15 protein-coding genes and 1 tRNA gene are annotated in these 19737 nt (G+C 59.1%); 13 read left to right on the top strand and 3 right to left on the bottom strand.

The annotated features are described in order from the left end of the window. The first annotated feature begins 185 nt into the window (after nt 1-185). From apaG to HZ99_RS14430, 7 genes are all read left to right on the top strand, one after another. The gene (gene apaG / locus HZ99_RS14400; RefSeq protein WP_038443812.1) at nt 186-566 is read left to right on the top strand and encodes a Co2+/Mg2+ efflux protein ApaG; all 381 of its coding nucleotides are present in this window, start codon (nt 186-188) and stop codon (nt 564-566) included. After that, nucleotides 566-1417: a symmetrical bis(5'-nucleosyl)-tetraphosphatase gene (locus tag HZ99_RS14405; protein ID WP_038443814.1), complete on the top strand. Its 852-nt coding sequence runs from the start codon at nt 566-568 to the stop codon at nt 1415-1417. The genes apaG and HZ99_RS14405 overlap by 1 nt, the downstream gene beginning before the upstream one ends. A gap of 32 nt (nt 1418-1449) precedes the next feature. Then, on the top strand, nt 1450-1779 hold the full coding sequence (gene glpE, locus HZ99_RS14410; RefSeq protein WP_038443815.1) for a thiosulfate sulfurtransferase GlpE: 330 nt from the start codon (nt 1450-1452) through the stop codon (nt 1777-1779). 283 nt (nt 1780-2062) lie between these two features. Further along, on the top strand, nt 2063-3985 hold the full coding sequence (locus tag HZ99_RS14415) for a PrkA family serine protein kinase (protein WP_017739508.1): 1923 nt from the start codon (nt 2063-2065) through the stop codon (nt 3983-3985). Nucleotides 3986-4097: 112 nt separating this feature from the next. Further along, a complete protein-coding gene (locus HZ99_RS14420; protein WP_038443817.1) occupies nt 4098-5369 on the top strand; it encodes a YeaH/YhbH family protein in 1272 nt (423 codons plus the stop codon). Beyond that, the gene (locus HZ99_RS14425) at nt 5366-6928 is read left to right on the top strand and encodes a SpoVR family protein (protein ID WP_038443818.1); all 1563 of its coding nucleotides are present in this window, start codon (nt 5366-5368) and stop codon (nt 6926-6928) included. The genes HZ99_RS14420 and HZ99_RS14425 overlap by 4 nt, the downstream gene beginning before the upstream one ends. A 63-nt stretch (nt 6929-6991) precedes the next feature. Then, nucleotides 6992-8221, top strand: a complete 1230-nt coding sequence (locus tag HZ99_RS14430; protein ID WP_038443820.1) for a multifunctional CCA addition/repair protein — start codon at nt 6992-6994, stop codon at nt 8219-8221. 73 nt (nt 8222-8294) lie between these two features. Here the strand turns inward: HZ99_RS14430 and folK are convergent, their stop codons facing one another. After that, complete coding sequence (gene folK / locus HZ99_RS14435) at nt 8295-8807, bottom strand: 2-amino-4-hydroxy-6-hydroxymethyldihydropteridine diphosphokinase (protein WP_038443821.1); 513 nt, start codon at nt 8805-8807, stop codon at nt 8295-8297. Then, nucleotides 8798-9151, bottom strand: a complete 354-nt coding sequence (folB, locus tag HZ99_RS14440) for a dihydroneopterin aldolase (RefSeq protein WP_038443822.1) — start codon at nt 9149-9151, stop codon at nt 8798-8800. The genes folK and folB overlap by 10 nt, the downstream gene beginning before the upstream one ends. Nucleotides 9152-9225: 74 nt before the next feature. Between folB and plsY the strand changes: the two genes are divergently transcribed. Then, on the top strand, nt 9226-9795 hold the full coding sequence (plsY, locus tag HZ99_RS14445; protein WP_038443824.1) for a glycerol-3-phosphate 1-O-acyltransferase PlsY: 570 nt from the start codon (nt 9226-9228) through the stop codon (nt 9793-9795). A gap of 33 nt (nt 9796-9828) precedes the next feature. On the opposite strand, the gene tsaD is transcribed toward plsY, so the two are convergent. Further along, nucleotides 9829-10854, bottom strand: a complete 1026-nt coding sequence (gene tsaD, locus HZ99_RS14450; protein WP_038443825.1) for a tRNA (adenosine(37)-N6)-threonylcarbamoyltransferase complex transferase subunit TsaD — start codon at nt 10852-10854, stop codon at nt 9829-9831. 203 nt (nt 10855-11057) lie between these two features. Here tsaD and rpsU point away from each other — a divergent pair, with 203 nt between their 5' ends. The 5 genes from rpsU to HZ99_RS14475 all read left to right on the top strand — a co-directional run bounded on the left by rpsU (nt 11058) and on the right by HZ99_RS14475 (nt 19689). Next, entirely contained in the window at nt 11058-11273 is a 216-nt protein-coding gene (gene rpsU, locus HZ99_RS27825) for a 30S ribosomal protein S21 (RefSeq protein ID WP_002551877.1), read from the top strand. A 447-nt stretch (nt 11274-11720) separates the two neighbouring features. Then, nucleotides 11721-13688, top strand: a complete 1968-nt coding sequence (gene dnaG, locus HZ99_RS14460) for a DNA primase (protein WP_038443827.1) — start codon at nt 11721-11723, stop codon at nt 13686-13688. Between the two features lie 67 nt (nt 13689-13755). Beyond that, the gene (gene rpoD / locus HZ99_RS14465; protein WP_038443828.1) at nt 13756-15606 is read left to right on the top strand and encodes an RNA polymerase sigma factor RpoD; all 1851 of its coding nucleotides are present in this window, start codon (nt 13756-13758) and stop codon (nt 15604-15606) included. A 125-nt stretch (nt 15607-15731) separates the two neighbouring features. After that, nucleotides 15732-19475, top strand: coding sequence for a bifunctional diguanylate cyclase/phosphodiesterase (locus HZ99_RS14470; RefSeq protein ID WP_038443829.1), 3744 nt, complete (start codon nt 15732-15734; stop codon nt 19473-19475). A gap of 137 nt (nt 19476-19612) precedes the next feature. Then, nucleotides 19613-19689, top strand: a tRNA-Ile gene (locus tag HZ99_RS14475). Nucleotides 19690-19737: the final 48 nt, after the last annotated feature.

Genomic DNA, 19737 nt, shown 5'->3' on the forward strand with positions numbered 1-19737 from the left:
CCACCGCCATCGCCGGCAAGCCGGATCCCACAACACACAGCGTCCTACCTGTGGGAGCTGGCTTGCCAGCGATGGCGATCTCAGGATAATCCAAGGCCAGACAGCATGTCTGGCCTAGTGCCTACCTCATGGCCTAGACTGATCCGCATCTGCTGTCCTCCGCTTTTGCTCTTAAGGCCTCTTGCATGTCCGATCCTCGCTATCAGATCGACGTCAGCGTCGTCACCCGCTTCCTGGCGGAACAATCGCAACCCGAACAGAATCGCTTTGCCTTTGCCTACACCGTCACGGTGAAGAACAACGGCCAAGTGCCCGCCAAACTGCTGTCGCGCCACTGGGTGATCACCGACGGCGACGGGCATGTCGAGGAAGTGCGCGGCGCCGGCGTCATCGGCCAACAGCCACTGATCGACAGCGGCGCCAGCCATACCTACAGCAGCGGCACCGTGATGACCTCCAAGGTCGGCACAATGCAAGGCAGCTACCAGATGCTTGCCGACGACGGCAAACACTTCGACGCCATCATTGCCCCCTTCCGCCTGGCGGTGCCCGGAGCCCTGCACTGATGGCAACCTATGCTGTCGGCGACCTGCAGGGCTGCCTGGAACCACTTAAATGCCTGCTTGAGCGCGTAGCCTTCGACCCGGCCAAAGATCGCCTGTGGTTGGTGGGCGATCTGGTCAACCGCGGCCCGCAATCCCTGGAGACCCTGCGCTACCTGTATCGTTTGCGCGACTCTCTGGTCTGCGTACTGGGCAACCATGACCTGCACCTGCTGGCGGCCGGCAATAACATCGAGCGCCTGAAAAAGGGCGACACCCTGCGGGAAATCCTCGAGGCACCGGATCGCGCCGAATTGCTGGACTGGCTGCGCCGACAAAAACTCGTGCATTACGATGAGAGCCGTAATACCGCCCTGGTGCATGCTGGCATCCCGCCGCAGTGGACTCTGAAAAAAGCCCTGAAATGTGCCGCCGAGGTCGAAGCCGCCCTGGCCGATGACACCCTGTTCGCCACCTATCTGGACGGTATGTACGGCAATGAGCCGGTGAAGTGGGATAACGATCTGGCAGGTGTCACCCGCCTGCGGGTCATCACCAACTACTTCACGCGCATGCGCTTTTGCACTGCCGAAGGCAAGCTTGACCTCAAGAGCAAGGAAGGCGCCGAAACCGCCCTGCCCGGCTACAAACCCTGGTTCGCCCACAAGGAACGCAAGACCCGCGAGACGAAGATCATCTTCGGTCACTGGGCCGCCCTTGAAGGTCAGTGCGACGAACCCGGCGTATTCGCCCTCGACACCGGTTGTGTCTGGGGCGGAGCCATGACCCTGATGAACATCGACACCGGCGAGCACCTGAGCTGCCAGTGTGAATCTCCCCTTCCCCTTACACTGCCGGCTGCCGCCAAGCGCTAGACACCGCTTGACGCCCGCCCAAGGAGCCCGCCATGAGCGAATTCAAACGTATCCCTCCCGAACACGCCCAGGCCCTGCGTGAGCAAGGCGCCGTGGTGGTGGATATCCGTGATCCCCAGACCTACGCCCTGAACCATATCAAGGGCGCACGGCACCTGGACAACCACAACATTGCCGATTTCATCCGCGCCGCCGACCTCGACGCGCCCGTGATCGTGGCCTGCTATCACGGTAACTCCAGCCAGAGCGCGGCCGCCTACCTGGTCAGCCAGGGCTTCTCCGATGTCTACAGCCTGGATGGTGGCTTTGAGCTATGGCGTACGACCTATCCTGCAGAAATTGCCGCAGGCGATTCACAATAATTTTTTTCAAACCCCGCTACCCCGCGTGACGCTTGGGCTCGCGCCGTTTCTGACGAACGGTGCGCCCAAACTAATTAGGCATCTCGCCTTGACCTCCCGGATTCCCAACTATCATTAAGCGCAGGCCATCCAAAACAGGGGAGAGCCGGTACACCGGCGTGCGGGTCATCGGTAGCGTTTCAGGGTGTTCTGGGGGGAAATGGCCACGGCAAACGCCACTGGCTGCCAGCATCGACTGATTGATCCGGCGTCGGCTCCACGTATCGAGCGAGGTGACGACGTCATGAGTATCTTTAGCCACTTCCAACAACGCTTCGAGTCCACACAGCAGGAAGAACTCACGCTTCAGGAGTATCTCGAGCTGTGCAAAAAGGACCGCAGCACCTACGCGTCTGCCGCCGAGCGCCTGCTACTGGCGATTGGCGAGCCGGAGCTGGTGGACACCTCCAACAACTCGCGGCTGTCGCGAATATTTTCCAATAAGGTGATCCGCCGCTACCCGGCCTTTGAAGACTTCCATGGCATGGAAGAATGCATCGACCAGATCGTCTCCTACTTCCGCCATGCCGCCCAAGGCCTGGAAGAGAAGAAACAGATCCTTTACCTGCTCGGCCCCGTGGGCGGCGGTAAATCTTCCCTGGCCGAAAAACTCAAGCAACTGATCGAAAAGGTGCCTTTCTACGCGATCAAGGGCTCTCCGGTGTTCGAGTCGCCCCTGGGTCTGTTCAACGCCACGGAAGATGGCGCGATCCTCGAAGAAGACTTCGGTATCCCACGGCGCTATCTCAACACCATCATGTCACCCTGGGCGACCAAGCGCCTGGCCGAGTTTGGCGGCGATATCAGCCAGTTCCGGGTGGTGAAGCTCTACCCCTCGATCCTCAACCAGATCGGCGTCGCCAAGACCGAACCGGGTGACGAGAACAACCAGGATATTTCGGCGCTGGTAGGCAAGGTCGATATCCGCAAGCTGGAAGAATTCCCGCAGAACGACGCTGATGCCTATAGCTACTCGGGGGCGCTGTGCCGGGCGAACCAGGGGCTGATGGAGTTCGTGGAAATGTTCAAGGCGCCGATCAAGGTGCTGCACCCACTGCTCACCGCGACCCAGGAAGGCAACTACAACAGCACCGAAGGCTTGGGGGCGATTCCGTTCACCGGCATCCTGCTGGCCCACTCCAACGAGTCGGAATGGCACACTTTCCGCAACAACAAGAACAACGAAGCCTTCATCGACCGGATCTATATCGTCAAGGTGCCGTACTGCCTGCGGGTTAGCGATGAAATCAAGATCTACGACAAGTTGCTGTTCAACAGCTCCCTGGCCAAGGCCCATTGCGCACCCGACACCCTGAAGATGCTTGCCCAATTCACCGTGCTGTCGCGCCTCAAGGAACCGGAAAACTCGAATATCTACTCGAAAATGCGCGTCTACGACGGGGAGAACCTCAAGGATACCGATCCCAAGGCCAAGTCGATCCAGGAGTACCGCGACACGGCGGGCGTAGATGAAGGCATGAACGGACTGTCGACCCGCTTTGCCTTCAAGATCCTGTCCAAGGTCTTCAACTTCGACCCCCACGAGATCGCTGCCAACCCGGTACACCTGCTCTATGTACTGGAACAGCAGATCGAACAGGAACAATTCCAGGCCGAAACCCGCGAGCGCTACCTGCGCTTCCTCAAGGAGTACCTTGCACCGCGCTATATCGAGTTCATCGGCAAGGAAATCCAGACCGCCTACCTGGAGTCCTACAGCGAATACGGCCAGAACATCTTCGATCGCTATGTGCTTTACGCAGATTTCTGGATTCAGGATCAGGAGTACCGTGACCCGGAAACCGGCGAGATCCTCAACCGCGTAGCCCTCAACGAGGAACTGGAGAAGATCGAGAAACCGGCCGGCATCAGCAATCCGAAGGATTTTCGCAACGAAATCGTCAACTTCGTACTGCGCGCGCGTGCCAACAACAACGGCAAGAACCCTACCTGGCTCAGCTACGAGAAGCTGCGGGTGGTCATCGAGAAGAAAATGTTCTCCAACACCGAGGACCTGCTGCCCGTCATCAGCTTCAACGCCAAGGCCAGCAAGGAGGACCAGCAAAAACACAACGACTTCGTCACACGAATGGTCGAACGCGGCTATACCGACAAACAGGTACGGCTGCTCTCCGAGTGGTACCTGCGGGTTCGCAAATCGCAGTAAGGCAGCGACAGGCGGTCAACTGCCAGGCCCCTGGTCTGGGTTGACCGCCTGTCTCTAAGCTTCCAGCTCGCGGCTTGAAGCTTGTAACGTGAAGCTGCCCGGAGGGCTCCCTATGAGCTATGTGATCGACCGACGCCTCAATGGCAAGAACAAGAGCACGGTAAACCGCCAGCGCTTCCTGCGGCGTTACCGTGACCACATCAAAAAGGCCGTCGAGGAGGCGGTGAGTCGCCGCTCCATTACCGATATGGAACACGGCGAGCAGATCAGTATTCCCGGTCGGGATATTGACGAACCGGTGCTCCATCACGGCCGCGGCGGTAAACAGACCGTGGTTCATCCGGGAAACAAGGAATTCACCACCGGCGAGCATATCCAGCGCCCTCAAGGCGGTGGCGGCGGCAAAGGCCCAGGCAAAGCCGGCAACTCCGGCGAAGGCATGGACGAGTTCGTGTTCCAGATCACCCAGGAAGAATTCCTCGAGTTTATGTTCGAGGACCTGGAGCTGCCCAACCTGGTCAAGCGCAACTTGACCGGCACCGACACGTACAAGACCGTACGCGCCGGTATCAGCAACGAGGGCAACCCCTCGCGGATCAATATCATCCGCACCCTGCGCTCAGCCCATGCGCGACGTATCGCCCTGTCGGGCAGCAGCCGCGCCAAACTCAAGGAGGCCAAAGAAGAACTGGCGCGATTGAAGCGCGAAGAGCCAGACAACTTCGGCGATATCCAGGAAATCGAAGGGGAAATCGAAAAGCTCAGTGCGCGCATTCACCGCGTGCCATTCCTTGATACCTTCGACTTGAAATACAACCTGTTGGTCAAGCAACCCAACCCCAGCTCCAAGGCGGTGATGTTTTGCCTGATGGACGTTTCCGGCTCCATGACCCAGGCTACCAAGGACATCGCCAAGCGCTTCTTTATTCTGCTGTACCTGTTTCTCAAGCGTAACTACGACAAGATCGACGTCGTATTCATTCGCCATCACACCAGCGCCCGTGAAGTCGACGAAGAAGAGTTTTTCTATTCACGGGAGACCGGCGGCACCATTGTGTCCAGCGCACTGAAACTGATGCAGGAAATCATGGCTGAGCGTTATCCGGCCAACGAGTGGAACATCTACGCCGCCCAGGCTTCCGACGGCGACAACTGGAACGACGACTCGCCCATCTGCCGCGACATCCTGATCAACCAGATCATGCCGTTCGTGCAGTACTACACTTATGTGGAAATTACCCCCCGCGAGCACCAGGCCCTGTGGTTTGAATACGAGCGCATCGGAGAAGCCTTCGCCGATACCTTCGCCCAACAACAACTGGTCTCGGCCGGTGATATCTACCCGGTCTTCCGTGAACTCTTCCAGCGCAGGTTAGTGACATGACCGCCAAAGAGCATAAGCGCCAACCCATTTCCACGGGGTCCGAATGGACCTTCGAACTTATCCAGGCTTATGACCGGGAAATCAGCCGCATCGCGGCCGGATATGCCCTGGATACCTACCCCAACCAGATCGAGGTAATCACCGCCGAACAAATGATGGACGCCTACGCCTCGGTGGGCATGCCATTGGGCTATCACCACTGGTCCTACGGCAAGCACTTCCTTAGCACCGAGAAGTCCTACACCCGGGGCCAGATGGGCCTGGCCTACGAGATCGTGATCAACTCCGACCCGTGCATCGCCTACCTGATGGAAGAAAACACCATCTGCATGCAGGCACTCGTGGTGGCCCACGCCTGCTATGGCCACAACAGCTTTTTCAAGGGCAACTATCTGTTTCGTACCTGGACCGACGCCAGTTCGATCATCGATTACCTGGTGTTCGCCAAGCAGTACATCATGCAATGCGAGGAACGCCACGGGATCGATGCGGTGGAAGACCTGCTCGACTCCTGCCATGCCTTGATGAACTACGGTGTGGACCGCTACAAGCGCCCCTACCCCATTTCCGCCGAGGAAGAACGGCTACGGCAGAAGGACCGTGAAGAACACCTGCAAAAGCAGATCAACGACCTGTGGCGCACCATCCCCAAACGCGCCGACAAGAACAGCGACAAGGACAATGCACGCTTCCCCGTCGAACCCCAGGAAAACATCCTGTACTTCCTGGAAAAGCACGCCCCGCTGCTGGAGCCATGGCAACGGGAGATTGTGCGGATCGTGCGCAAGATCGCCCAGTATTTCTATCCACAGCGCCAGACCCAGGTGATGAACGAGGGGTGGGCCACGTTCTGGCACTACACGCTGATGAACGACCTCTACGACGAAGGCTTGGTGACCGACGGTTTCATGATGGAGTTTCTCACCTCCCATACCAGCGTGGTCTTCCAGCCAGGCTTCGACAGCCCCTACTACAGTGGCATAAACCCCTATGCCCTGGGCTTTGCCATGTACCGGGATATCCGGCGCATGTGCGAACACCCAACCGAGGAAGATCGCCGCTGGTTCCCGGAAATCGCCGGCAGCGACTGGCTATCGACCATCAAGTTCGCCATGAGCAGTTTCAAGGACGAGAGTTTTATCCTGCAGTACCTGTCACCCCAGGTGATTCGCGATCTCAAACTGTTCAGCATCATGGATGACGACCTCAAGGACGACCTGCTGGTACCCGCCATTCACGACGAAGCCGGTTACCGCACCATCCGCGAGACCCTGGCGGCCCAATACAACCTGGGCAACCGCGAGCCCAATGTGCAGATCTACAGCATCGACATGCGCGGTGATCGCTCCCTGACCCTGCGCCATCAGCAACATGACCGTAAACCCCTGGGAGAGTCCACGGATGAGGTCCTTAAGCACCTGCACCGGCTGTGGGGGTTCGATATCCATCTGGAGACACTGCAAGGCGACCAGGTGATGAAGACCCACCATGTGCCGCCGCGTAATGAACACAACGACAACGATTACGGCCGCCTCGACCTGGCCGTGGTTCACCTTTGACGCAGCAATGCCTCCATTGGCCTGGCACAGGCGTTATCCTGTAGGGCTAATGGAGGCTTTTTCATGCAAATCTACAAAGTCGGCGGAGCGGTGCGTGATCGCTTGCTGGGCATCCCCGTTACCGATATTGATCGGGTCGTTGTAGGGGCCACCACCGAAGAAATGCTCGCCAAGGGCTATCGGCCCGTGGGTTCTGACTTTCCGGTGTTCCTGGATCCGAAAAACAACGAGGAGTACGCCCTCGCCCGTACAGAGCGCAAAAGCGGCCGGGGATATGGCGGCTTTGTGTTTCATGCCAGCCCCGAAGTCACCCTCGAAGAAGACTTGATCCGTCGCGACCTGACCATCAATGCCATGGCTGAAGACGACGATGGCAACCTGACCGACCCCTATGGAGGTCAGCACGACCTGAAAGCCCGGGTGCTACGCCACGTTTCCCCGGCGTTCGCCGAAGACCCCCTGCGTGTGCTGCGAGTCGCACGGTTCGCCGCACGTTATGCCGGCCTTGGCTTCACTATCGCCCCCCAAACCCTGGAATTGATGCGCCAACTCAGCGATTCCGGTGAACTGGAAGCCTTGACGCCGGAGCGCAGCTGGAAGGAGATTTCCCGAGCCCTGATGGAAGATCAGCCACAGGTGTTTATCCAAGTGCTGCGCGACTGTCATGCCCTGAAAACCCTGCTGCCGGAAGTGGATGCGCTGTTCGGCGTGCCACAACCCGAAGCACACCATCCCGAAATTGATACCGGCATCCATACCCTCAGCGTGCTGGAGCAGGCCGCGCTCCACGCCCACCCCTTGACGGTGCGCTGGGCCTGCCTGCTGCATGACCTTGGCAAGGGCCTGACGCCTGTGGATAAGTTGCCCAGGCATATTGCCCACGAGCAGAGGGGCCTGAAGCTGATCAAGGCGGTCAATGAACGGTTCAAAGTGCCAAAGGACTGCCAGGAATTGGCGCTGCTGGTTGGCGAGTATCACACCCATGGTCATCGGGCACTTGAGCTCAAGGCCTCGACCCTACTGGATTTGCTACAAAGCTTTGACGTGTTCCGCCGGCCACAGCGCTTTGAAGAGTTTGTCGTCGCCTGCGAAATGGACGCGCGGGGGCGCAAGGGTCTTGAGCAGAGAAGTTATCCACAGGCGGACTATTTACGCGGCGCCGCACGGGTGGCGCGAGGTGTTGCAGTAGCGCCGCTTCTGGAAAAAGGCTTCAAGGGCCCGGAACTGGGCAAGGCGCTCAAGCGCGAACGGCTCAACACCCTGAAAGCTTACAAAGAACAGCATTCACTGTAGGAGCGGGCTTGCCCGCGATGGCGTCAATAGAATCACCGCAAGCCAGAGGACGCCATCGCCGGCAAGCCAGCCCCTACAGGCCCTGCGTCAGTTGCCGGCCGCGCCATTCGAAGGCTACCGGCGCCAGTACCTGATCGATCTGTGCATCGCGCCACAACGCGGAAAACGTCTTGCCCACCTCCGGATGCACGCGTTCCGGCGCCATCAACGACAACGGCCACAACACAAAGGCGTTCTTCAGGATTTCTGCCCGCGGCAACACCAATCCATCGAAGTTGCCGCTCAGGTCGCCATACAGCAGCACATCGATATCCAGGGGCAAGCCCTTGCGATCCGGTGCGTAACGGCCATTGTCAGCCTCAATGGATTTCAGCCGACGGTCCAGCTCCATCAACGGCAAATCGGTATAGGCCGACACCACCAGGTTGAAGAACGGCCCGCTCTTGATCCCCACTGGCTGGCTTTCGAATACGGCGGAACAACGCAGGTCCGTCAAAAAGCCTGCGAGTGCGTCAAGGCCCGCATGCAAATGAGGCTCACGCTGGATATTGCTACCAAGACCAAGGTAAACCTGAGTTAGCGACATCCGCGCTCGATCTCCACGCCCACACCCTTGGCGGCCGGGACCGCACCCGGTTTAGTCAGCTTGAGGTGCAGCCAGGGAATCTGGAACTCCGCCATCAGGACTTGGGCCAGACGCTCGGCAAACGTTTCCACCAGTTGGAATTGCGCCTGCGCGGCAAAGGCCTGGATGCGTGTGGAAACGCTGGCATAGTCGAGGGCCAGGGTCAGGTCATCACCGGCTGCAGCGGGGCGATTGTCCCAGGCAAAACTCAGGTCCAGGCGCAGGCACTGACGGATACCTCGCTCCCAGTCGTAGGCCCCGATCACGGTGTCGACTTCCAGGCCTTCGATAAACACTCTGTCCAAGCACTCTTCTCCACAGCACGACAAGGGCGCAATGCCCCGTTAGAATCAAGGCGTCCTCGCCCGGAATAGTTAGCATGTCTTGGTTACTGGCGATCCTCGCCTACCTGCTCGGCTCGCTGTCCTTTGCCATCTTGCTCAGCCGCCTGACGGGAAACCCCGATCCGCGAATGAGTGGCTCAGGCAATGCCGGTGCCACCAATATGCTGCGCCTGGCCGGTAAAAAACTCGCCGTACTGACATTGTGCGGCGACGTCTGCAAAGGCCTGCTGCCAGTACTGATCGCCGATCTCGCGGGTCTCTCCCTGCAACAACAAGCCTGGATTGGCGTATGCGCCGTACTTGGCCACCTGTTCCCTTTGTACTTTCGCTTTCGCGGAGGCAAGGGCGTCGCGACGGCTGCCGGCATGTTGCTGGGGATCTACCCGCCAGCGGCACTGCTGGCCATTGCCGCCTGGCTGCTGACGTTCTACCTGACCCGCACCAGCTCCCTCGCGGCATTGATCGCCACGCCGCTGACCCTGCCGCTGCTGGCCTGGCAGGAGCCGGCGGCCCTGTTGCCGATGAGCGTACTCACCCTGCTGATTGTATGGCGCCATCGCGGCAATTTACGCGACCTGTTTGCCGGGCGCGAACGGCATTTTTAAATACGCCCAGTGAGCCCGGCTCATGTTCGTCGATCACAACGGCGGCAACTGCTCCATCGGCCAGCGCGCCTGCACGCTGATAGCCAGGCTTTCGTGCTGGCCTGCCTGCAAGCGCTGGCACCCGGCAAAAGCAATCATCGCGCCGTTATCGGTGCAAAACTCGGGGCGCGCGTAAAATACATCGCCCTTGAGGTCACCGAGCATTTTTTCCAGTGACAGACGCAAGGCCTTGTTGGCGCTGACGCCGCCAGCAATGACCAGGCGCGTCATACCTGCCTGCTTCAAGGCACGCTTGCACTTGATGGTCAAAGTCTCCACCACCGCCTGCTGGAACGCCAGAGAGATGTCGCAACGGGCTTGCTCACTGTCGTCCCCGGCGCTGACGCTTTGCTGCCAGGTGTTCAACGCAAAGGTTTTCAAGCCGCTGAAGCTGAACATCAGGCCAGGGCGATCACACATGGGACGCGGGAAGGTATAGCGCCCAGCCACACCTTTTTGCGCCAGGCGCGCGATTTCCGGGCCACCGGGATAATTGAGGCCCATCATCTTGGCGGTCTTGTCGAACGCTTCACCGGCAGCATCGTCCAGGGTTTCCCCCAGGAGTGTGTACTGGCCGATTGCATCGACCTGAACCAGTTGCGTATGGCCACCCGAGACCAATAAAGCGACGAACGGGAACCCGGGCGGGTTTTCTTCCAGCATCGGTGCCAATAAATGGCCTTCCATATGGTGTACACCAAGGGCTGGAATGCCCCAGGCAAATGCCAGCGCCTGGGCACAGGAAGCCCCAACCAGCAGGGCCCCGACCAATCCCGGGCCTGCGGTGTAGGCGATGGCATCGATCTCGGTCGCAACACAATCGGCCTCGTCCAGCACCTGGCGGATCAATGGCAGCATGCGTTTGACGTGATCACGGCTGGCGAGCTCCGGCACCACGCCGCCATAGGCCCGATGCAGGTCGATCTGACTGAACAGTGCATCGGCCAAAAGCCCGCGTTCACTGTCGTATAGCGCGACGCCGGTCTCGTCGCAGGAGGTTTCTAAGCCCAGTACTAACATGGGTTTGCGCCTTGTAGAGGCTGAATTCGAAGGCGCGCATAATAGTCGCCACTTCCCCTCCCGACTAGCGGTTTTCGATCAGAGGCTTTGCATTCCGGGCAATGAGGGGTTAACATCCGCAACCCTTAAAAACCGACGACCTCAGCCGCGAATTTTTTGCGACGAGAACGTTGATTCCCGGTAATGAAAGAAGGTAGCTCTGGATGCCAGCCGTCAAAGTAAAAGAGAACGAACCCTTCGACGTAGCTCTGCGTCGTTTCAAGCGCTCCTGCGAAAAAGCCGGTGTTCTGGCTGAAGTTCGTAGCCGCGAATTTTATGAGAAGCCAACTTCTGAGCGTAAGCGCAAAGCAGCAGCCGCTGTTAAGCGTCACGCCAAGAAAGTTCAGCGCGAACAGCGCCGCGCCGTTCGTCTGTACTAATACACAGACGTTCGTAGCAAGCTTCTGCCAAGCCCGGCCCTCAGCCGGGCTGTTGGCATTTGCGGATATCGCTTGATGCTTCACCGTCGACGCCGCACATGCGACCGAGACAAAGCTTCACACGTCAGGACTGGCTCTTTTGCCAGCGGTGCACGTCTCTTCTGACGAGCCTATCAAGGCTACTGACGAGCACACCCATTTTCCAAACAGGCGATCAATAGGTCGGCTGTGCCCCACGATGAGCTTCCGAGGCCGCCATTGGCCGTGACCGGACTCCAGGGCAACACTTTCAAATACGTCGAAGACTGATTGGAACTAACGTCAGTGAGCGCTCGACAGATACACTTCCTGGCAGCCCAAACAGACAATCGATGATTAAGCCGCCAAATATGTGCGCCTTAAGGGCGTCACGGGCCCTCATTTACACGCAGTGATGACGAGAACGCCATGGCCGGGCTGATTCCCCAGAGCTTTATTGACGACCTTCTGAACCGCACCGACATCGTCGATGTTGTCAGCTCGCGCGTGCAAATGAAAAAGGCTGGCAAGAACTACACCGCCTGCTGCCCGTTCCACAAAGAAAAGACCCCCTCGTTCAGCGTCAGCCCCGACAAGCAATTCTATTACTGCTTCGGCTGCGGCGCGGGCGGCAACGCTCTCGGCTTTATCATGGACCACGACAACCTGGACTTCCCCCAGGCCGTCGAGGAACTGGCGAAAGCCGCCGGCATGGAAATCCCCCGCGAAGAAAGTGGCCGGCCGCACAAGCCACGCCAACCCACCGACTCGCCGCTGTACCCACTACTCACTGCCGCCGCAGAGTTCTACCGCCAGGCCCTGAAAACCCATCCACAGCGCAAGGCCGCCGTGGATTACCTCAAGGGTCGTGGCCTGACCGGGGAAATCGCCCGCGACTTCGGCCTGGGCTTCGCCCCTCCGGGCTGGGACAACCTGTACAAGCACCTGAGCAGCGATACCCTGCAGCAAAAAGCCATGATCGATGCCGGCCTGCTGGTGGAAAACGCCGAGACCGGCAAGCGCTATGACCGCTTCCGCGACCGAGTGATGTTCCCGATCCGCGACAGTCGTGGCCGCATCATCGCCTTCGGCGGTCGAGTGCTGGGTGACGACAAGCCCAAATACCTGAACTCCCCGGAAACCCCGGTGTTTCACAAGGGCCAGGAACTCTACGGCCTGTTCGAAGCGCGCAAGAACAACCGCAACCTCGATGAAATCATCGTGGTTGAAGGCTACATGGACGTCATCGCCCTGGCCCAGCAAGGCTTGCGCAATGCCGTAGCAACCCTCGGCACCGCCACCAGCGAAGAACACATGAAACGCCTGTTTCGCGTGGTGCCCAGCGTGCTGTTTTGCTTCGACGGCGACCAGGCAGGTCGCAATGCCGCCTGGCGCGCCCTCGAAGCCACACTGTCGAGCCTGCAGGATGGGCGCCGCGCGCGCTTTCTGTTCCTGCCCGAAGGCGAAGACCCGGACACCCTGGTGCGCTCCGAAGGCACCGACGCGTTTCGCGCGCGCATCCATCAGCACGCACAGCCGCTGGCCGACTATTTCTTCCAGCAATTGACTGAGGAGGCCGATCCGCGATCCCTCGAAGGCAAGGCTCACATGGCCACCCTCGCCGCACCGCTGATCGACAAGGTTCCCGGCGCCAACCTCAAGGCCCTGATGCGCCAGCGCCTGCTGGAAATCACCGGCCTGAGTGGCGAGGCCGTCAGCCAGCTGGTGCACAGCGCCCCCCAGGATGCGCCACCGGCTTACGATCCGGGCTTCGACTACGACGCCATGCCAGACTACGCGGACTTTCACCAACCCCAAGAAGCATTTGCGCCCCAACAGGACTGGACGCCGAAGAAACCCGGCGCTGGCGGCAAGAAATGGGACAAACCCTGGAGTAAAAATGGCAAGCGCGGCGACCGCGACGAGGCCTACACCCCGCGCACGCCGGTGGCAGTGGAAGCCCCGACGCTGATTGCCCTGCGCACCCTGATCCACCACCCGCAACTGGCGGGAAAGGTAGAAAGTGCCGAACATTTTGCCAACGAGAGCAACACCTACGCCCAGGTGCTGATTGCCCTGATCGAGGCCGTGCAGAAAAATCCTAAGCTAAACTCAATCCAGCTGATGGCTCGTTGGCATGGCACAGAGCAAGGACGCCTTTTGAAGGCCCTCGCAGAAAAGGAGTGGTTAATTGACGGCGATAACCTTGAACAACAGTTTTTAGACACCATTACTAGATTATCCGCGGGTCAGCATACGCAGACCCTCGATGAACTTATCAAGAAAGCAAGGCAGCCAGGATTGTCGGCTGACGAGCAAATTCAGATAGCAAAGCAGATGCGCGACCTCTTAAAACAGAATGTTTCCGCATCAAACCCGACCTCAGCTGGCGTGTGAGGTCATAGCTCGGGTATAATCCTCGGCTTGTTTTTTGCCCGCCAAGACCTTCAGTGGATAGGGTGTTATGTCCGGAAAAGCGCAACAGCAGTCTCGTATCAAAGAGTTGATCGTCCTTGGTCGTGAGCAGGGTTACCTGACTTACGCGGAGGTCAACGACCACCTGCCGGAGGATATTTCAGATCCGGAACAGGTGGAAGACATCATCCGCATGATTAACGACATGGGGATCAACGTATTCGAAGCTGCGCCAGATAAGGATTCTCTTATGCTGGCGGACGCCGATACCGACGAGGCCGCCGCTGAAGAAGCTGCTGCCGCGCTGGCTGCTGTGGAGACCGATATCGGTCGTACCACCGACCCAGTGCGCATGTATATGCGTGAAATGGGTACCGTCGAGCTGCTGACACGCGAAGGCGAGATCGAAATCGCCAAGCGTATCGAAGAGGGCATCCGTGAAGTGATGGGCGCAATCGCGCACTTTCCCGGCACGGTTGACCACATTCTCTCCGAGTACACCCGCGTTACCACCGAAGGTGGCCGCCTGTCCGACGTCCTGAGCGGCTATATCGATCCGGACGACGGCATTACGCCGCCTGCCGCCGAAGTACCGCCGCCTGTCGACCCGAAAGCCGTGAAAGCGGACGACGAAACTGACGACGACGAGGCTGAAGCCAGCACCGATGACGAAGAAGAAGTCGAAAGCGGCCCGGATCCGATCATCGCAGCCCAGCGTTTTGGCGCGGTCTCCGATCAGATGGAACTGGCGCGCAAGGCCCTGAAGAAGCACGGTCGTGGTAGCAAGCAGGCAACCGCCGAACTGCTGGCCCTGGCTGAGCTGTTCATGCCGATCAAACTGGTACCGAAGCAATTCGAAGGCCTGGTTGAGCGCGTTCGTAGTGCCCTTGAGCGTCTGCGTGCCCAAGAGCGGGCGATCATGCAGCTCTGTGTGCGTGATGCGCGCATGCCGCGTGCCGACTTCCTGCGCCAGTTCCCGGGCAATGAAGTTGACGAAAGCTGGACCGACGCACTGGCCAAGGGCAAAAGCAAATATGCTGAAGCCATTGGTCGCTTCCAGGCCGACATCGTTCGTTGCCAGCAGAAGCTGACTGCACTGCAGACCGAAACCGGTCTGACGATTGCCGAAATCAAGGACATCAACCGTCGCATGTCGATCGGCGAGGCCAAGGCCCGTCGCGCGAAGAAAGAGATGGTTGAAGCGAACTTGCGTCTGGTGATCTCCATCGCCAAGAAGTACACCAACCGCGGCCTGCAATTCCTTGATCTGATCCAGGAAGGCAACATCGGCTTGATGAAGGCTGTGGACAAGTTCGAATACCGTCGCGGATACAAGTTCTCGACTTATGCCACCTGGTGGATCCGTCAGGCGATCACTCGCTCGATCGCCGACCAGGCCCGCACCATCCGTATTCCGGTGCACATGATCGAGACCATCAACAAGCTCAACCGTATTTCCCGGCAGATGTTGCAGGAAATGGGTCGCGAACCGACCCCGGAAGAGCTGGGTGAACGCATGGAAATGCCTGAGGACAAGATCCGCAAGGTATTGAAGATCGCTAAAGAGCCGATCTCCATGGAAACCCCGATTGGTGATGACGAAGACTCCCACCTGGGTGACTTCATCGAAGACTCGACCATGCAGTCGCCCATCGATGTCGCCACCGTTGAGAGCCTTAAAGAAGCGACTCGCGACGTACTGTCCGGCCTCACTGCCCGTGAAGCCAAGGTACTGCGCATGCGTTTCGGCATCGACATGAATACCGACCACACCCTTGAGGAAGTCGGCAAGCAGTTTGACGTGACCCGCGAGCGGATCCGCCAGATCGAAGCCAAGGCACTGCGCAAGTTGCGCCACCCGACGAGAAGCGAGCATTTGCGCTCCTTCCTCGACGAGTGATCACAGAACCCCCAGGCCTTGGCCTGGGGGTTTTGCTTTGTGCAGATTAAAATCTTCCCCGCTTTACCTCCCCTCGCAATGCCCGTCTACACTCGAAATATTCCCCGTGCCATAACGAGACCGTTATGCCCAGACTGCCGGCCGTGCTACTGCTGTCGCTGCTGACCTGGACCGCAACGGCTGGCGCGTTGACTCTCACCGATGAAGAGCATGGCTGGTTGGCGGACCACCCAGAGTTACGCCTTGGCGTTGATACGTCATGGCCGCCGTTTGAGTACCGCGATGAAGAAGGCCGCTATCAGGGCCTGGCTGCTGACTATGTACGGCTGATCCAGGAACGCCTGGGCATCAAGGTCAGGTTGATCGAACCCGCCAACTGGAGCGCCCTGCTTGAGCAGGCCAGGAACAACCAGCTCGACCTGTTGCCGGGCATCATGTCCACCCCGGAACGCCAGGGTTTCCTGGCGTTTTCCCGGCCTTATCTCGACTTCCCCATTGTCATTCTTGCCCATGAAGGCGGCGCCCAGCCCCGCTCCCTCAAGGACCTCTACGGGCTGAAAATCGCCGTGGTGGAAAACTACGCCCCCCACGAGTTGCTGCGCACCCACCATCCCGACCTGAACCTGGTGGCGATGCCCAACGTCAGCTCAACCTTGCAGGCCCTGGCCACCGATGAGGTGGACGCCGTTGTCGGAGACCTGGCCTCCAGCGTCTGGAGCCTGCGCCAGCTCAAGCTCGACGGGCTGTATGTCAGCGGTGAAACGCCTTATCGCTACCAACTGGCAATGGGCGTGCCCCGCGAGAACAAAATGCTGATTGGCATTCTGGATAAAGTGCTCGCCGACCTGAGCCCCAGGGAGATTGACGAGATCCAGGAACACTGGGTCGGCAATGTCATCGACCACCGGGCCTTCTGGACCGACCTGCTCCTCTATGGCCTGCCAGCAGTGCTGTTATTGAGTAGCGTGCTGGTCATCGTGATTCGCATCAACCGCCGGCTCAGTTCGGAAATTTCCCGCAGGGTAGCCCTGGAACAAGAGCTGCGCAGCAGCGAATACCATTACCGTGGATTGGTGGAAAGCCTGTCAGCCATTGCCTGGGAGGCAGACATCAATGACTTCACCTACAGCTATGTGTCCCCCCACGCCGAAGAACTGCTGGGCTATCCACGGGCGCACTGGCTGATCCCCGGCTTCTGGCGCAACATCATCCACCCCGCCGACCTGACCCGCGCCGACTCCTTCTGTCAGCGGGAAACCCGCGCCAGCCGCGATCACAGCATCGATTACCGGGTGATCACCGCAGACGGCCGCTGCCTGTGGGTCAGGGATATTGTCAGCCTGATCAAGCATGGGCATGAGCCGGTCATGCGCGGCTTGATGATCGATATCAGCGAGGCCAAGCGCACCGAGGAGGCGCTGCAGCTCTCACAGGAGAAGTTCGCCTCGGTGTTCCAGCAATGCCCGGACATATTGGTAATTGCCCGCCTGTCCGATGGCTGCCTGCTAGAGGTCAACAAGGCCTTCGAGGACCAGATTGGCCTGAGCGCCGCAGACGTCATCGGCAAGACCGCCACCGAACTGAATATCTGGGGCATCCAGGGCGTAGGCCCCAACCTGCTCAAGCGTGTGCAGACCACCAGCATCCGCAACCTGGAGATGCCCTTTCTGCGCAGCAACGGCCAGGCGTTTACCGGACTGATTTCCGCCGAACCCTTCCAACTCGACGCAACCGAAGCGCTGGTGGTGGTGGTGCGGGACATCACTCAACTGAAGGAAACCCAGCAACAACTGCAAACCTCCGAAGAAAAGTTCGCCAAGGCCTTCCACGCCTCACCCGATGGCTTATTGCTGACACGCCAGTGCGATGGCCTGCTGCTGGAGGTCAACGAAGGCTTCAGCCGTATCACCGGCTTCAACAGTGCAATGTCCCTGGACCAATCGACCCTGGACCTGGGCATCTGGGTGGATTTGAACGAACGCAAGCACATGCTTGACCTGTTGCAGCGCGATGGTCTGGTGCGTGATTTCGTCTGCCATATCCGACGCAGTGACGGCCAGATTCGCCTGTGCGAATTGTCCAGTCGCCCACTGCCCATCGGTGATGACGACTGCATGCTGACCATCGCCCGCGACATTACCGAACGCCAGTTGATGCAGGAAAAACTGCAACAGGCCGCAACGGTTTTCGAAAGCACCGCTGAAGGTGTCCTGATCACCGACACCCGGCAGAACATCAGCGCCGTCAACCGTGCCTTCAGCGAGATCACCGGCTACAGCGAAGCCGAAGCCCTGGGCCATACCCCACGCCTGCTGGCTTCCGGCCTGCACGACAGCGCGTTCTACGCCGCCATGTGGCATCAACTGACCGCCAACGGCCATTGGCAAGGCGAGATCTCCAACCGACGCAAGAGCGGCGAGTTGTACCCCAGTTGGCTGACCATCAGCGCCGTGCGCAACCTCGAGCAGTCAATCACTCACTTCGTGGCAGTATTTGCTGATATCTCCAGCCTCAAGCATGCCCAGGCGCGGCTTGATTACCAGGCGCACCACGACCCGCTCACCGGCCTGCCCAACCGCACGCTGTTTGAGAATCGCCTGCAGACCGCCCTCAACAATCAACAGGAAGCCGGCAGCCAGGGCGCAGTGCTGTTTCTCGACCTTGACCGTTTCAAGCACATCAATGACAGCCTTGGCCATCCGATTGGCGACCTGCTGCTCAAGGACATCGCCGTACGCCTCAAGGAGCAACTACGCGATATCGACACCGTGGCCCGCTTGGGCGGTGACGAATTCATCATCCTCCTGCCCGGCCTGCAACAAGCCAGCGACGCCCAGCACCTGGCCAATAAACTGTTGACCTGCTTCACCCTGCCTTTCCAGGCGGGCGAACACGAGTTCTTTATCAGTGCCAGCATCGGCACCAGCCTCTACCCACAGGATGGCACCGACGTCGCCACCCTGGTCAAAAACGCCGATGCCGCGATGTACCGTTCCAAAGCCAAGGGCCGCAACCGAGTCGAACGCTACACCCAGGACCTCACCGCCCAGGCCAACGAACGCGTTGCCCTCGAACACGAACTGCGCCGGGCCATAGAGCGCGATGAGCTGTTTTTGTATTACCAGCCGAAACTGAGCCTGGACACCCAACAACTGATCGGTGCCGAAGCTCTGATCCGCTGGCGCCACCCCACCTTTGGCGACGTGCCACCCGAACACTTCATCGCCCTGGCCGAAGAGAACGGCATGATCCTGCAGATCGGCGATTGGGTCCTGGAACAGGCTTGCTGTCAACTGCATCAGTGGCGCAAGTCTTATGACGACTTCGGCCCCCTCTCCGTCAACCTCGCCGGTGCCCAACTGCGCCACCCCAACCTGCTGGGGCGCATCGAGCAACTGCTGCGCGACAACCGCCTGGAACCGGACTGCCTGCAACTGGAGATCACTGAAAACTTCATCATGAGCCAGGCCGAAGAAGCCCTGGAAGTGCTGCATAAACTCAAGCGCCTGGGCGTACAACTGGCCATCGACGACTTCGGCACCGGCTACTCCTCCTTGAGCTACCTCAAGCGCCTGCCCCTGGACTTCCTGAAAATCGACCAGTCCTTCGTCCGCGGCCTGCCAGACGACCCCCACGATGCCGCCATCGTGCGCGCCATCATCGCCCTGGGCCACAGCATGCAATTCACCATCATCGCCGAAGGCGTGGAAACCCCCGCCCAGCAAGCCTTCCTCGCCGACGAAGGCTGCGAGCAAATGCAAGGCTACATCGTCAGCCTACCTCTGCCCCCCGACATATTCGCCGCCACCTTCCTTCACATGACCCATTCGGATTTTTCGGATAGCACAGTGGAGAAACCATCGTTATAATCCGCGGCCTACTGAGGGCCTATAGCTCAGTTGGTTAGAGCAGGGGACTCATAATCCCTTGGTCGTAGGTTCTTATGTGGTACGAATGTTGGTGTGGCATTTGAACCTGATTTTTGATAGCTTTGCACCTTCTCAGCGCCACTGTAGCTCAATTGGTTAGAGCAACCGACTCATAATCGGTGGGTCGCGGGTTCGATTCCCGCCGGTGGCCCCATCTCCCCTTACAATCAAACACTTAGCGCACTCCGCAGACGGCCAACGG

The sequence above is a fragment of the Pseudomonas fluorescens genome, assembly GCF_000730425.1.
GTDB lineage: Bacteria > Pseudomonadota > Gammaproteobacteria > Pseudomonadales > Pseudomonadaceae > Aquipseudomonas > Aquipseudomonas fluorescens_X.